We start from the raw sequence: 1,305 nt of genomic DNA, 5'->3' as shown, positions 1-1,305 counted from the left end.
GTAGTGGGTCACCACCCCGCGCAGCACCCGACCCAGCCCCGCCACGTCCCCCGGCAGGCCCGCCAGCACGCCGGCGTGCCGACCCGGATCGCTGTAGGGGGTGTGCGCCGCCCACCGGTCCACGTCCACCGCGCTCATCCGCGTCCCGCCTGTCTCATCGGCCGCGCCACCAGCGCGAACACCGCGTCCCGGTCCACCTCGTCCCAGGAGGCCTCGTACACCTCACGCAGCGGCCCCGCCGCGTGCGCGCCGCGCTGGAGCATCCACCGCTCCACCGCCCGGTAGGCGCCCATGATCCGCGGATAGAAGCAGTCGCCGCGCCTGACCTCGCACACCGCGCGCACGTGGGCGGCCTCCACCCGGATCACCGTCTCCCCCTCGGGTTCGGCCTGTCCGGTGAAGGGCACCGCCACCTCGATCGGCGCGGGCCCGTCCGGGGTCACCGCACCGTGGTAGACGACCCAGAACCCGGGGCCGGGGCGCGCGCCCTGCCCCACCAGCAGGCGGCGCAGCGCCCGCGCCCGCCCGTGCAGGGTCGCCACCAGGTTCTGCTGGTCGGTGCGGACCCGGACCGCCGCCACCTTGACCGCCGCCACGTGTTCACCGCGCACCCGCCACACCGGCTCCGGGGCCCGCTCGGCCGCCCCGCCCCAGGACAGGCGCAGCTCGGCCAGGGCCGCGCGCCGCGAACGCAGCGCCTCCTCCTGGGCCCGCCACCACGCCTCGGCCCGCTCCAGGGCCTGCCCGCCCTCCTGGGCCATCACCTCGGCCACCACCGCCAGGGGCATGTCCATCTGACGCAGCAGGCGGATGCTCCGGGCCCGCTCCACCTGGGCGGCGAGGTAGACGCGGTGCCCGCCCGCCCCCACCCGGTGGGGGACCAGCAGACGCGAGCGCTCGTACAACCGCAACGCCTTGGGGGAGAGCCCGCTCGCACGGGCGAACTCCCCCCGGGAAAGCCCCTCGCGGGGCGGTGGGGTGCTCATGGATGCGAGTGTGGCCCCTGCCCCAAGGGCACCGTCAACACCCGCTCGCGTCCCGAGCGCCCGGCGCCCACGACCGGACCATCCGCCACCCGGCCCGCCACGCCGACCCGCGCGCGGCGAAGACCGCGGCCCCGGCGCGCCTACAACCCCCTGACCGCGTCCGCCAACGCCTCCACCTCGGCCTCGGTGTTGAAGTAGTGCACCGAGGCACGCACCGCCTCGTCCACCCCCACACCGGGCTCCCACACCTGGTTCCACAACCGCGACACGCTCACCCGCACCCCGGCCTCCCCCAGCGCCGCACGCACCCCCTCTGCCG

General features: G+C 76.6%; 1 protein-coding gene. It reads right to left on the bottom strand.

The features are described from left to right. Nucleotides 1-134 precede the first annotated feature (134 nt). Entirely contained in the window at nt 135-986 is an 852-nt protein-coding gene (locus DQW06_RS29795; RefSeq protein WP_117198352.1) for a MerR family transcriptional regulator, read from the bottom strand. Nucleotides 987-1,305: the final 319 nt, after the last annotated feature.

The organism is Nocardiopsis sp. TNDT3 (assembly GCF_003427465.1).
GTDB classification, from domain to species: Bacteria; Actinomycetota; Actinomycetes; order Streptosporangiales; family Streptosporangiaceae; genus Nocardiopsis; species Nocardiopsis dassonvillei.
The sequence above is the reverse complement of the archived record's forward strand: the minus strand, read 5'-3'. Positions and strand labels throughout refer to the sequence as shown.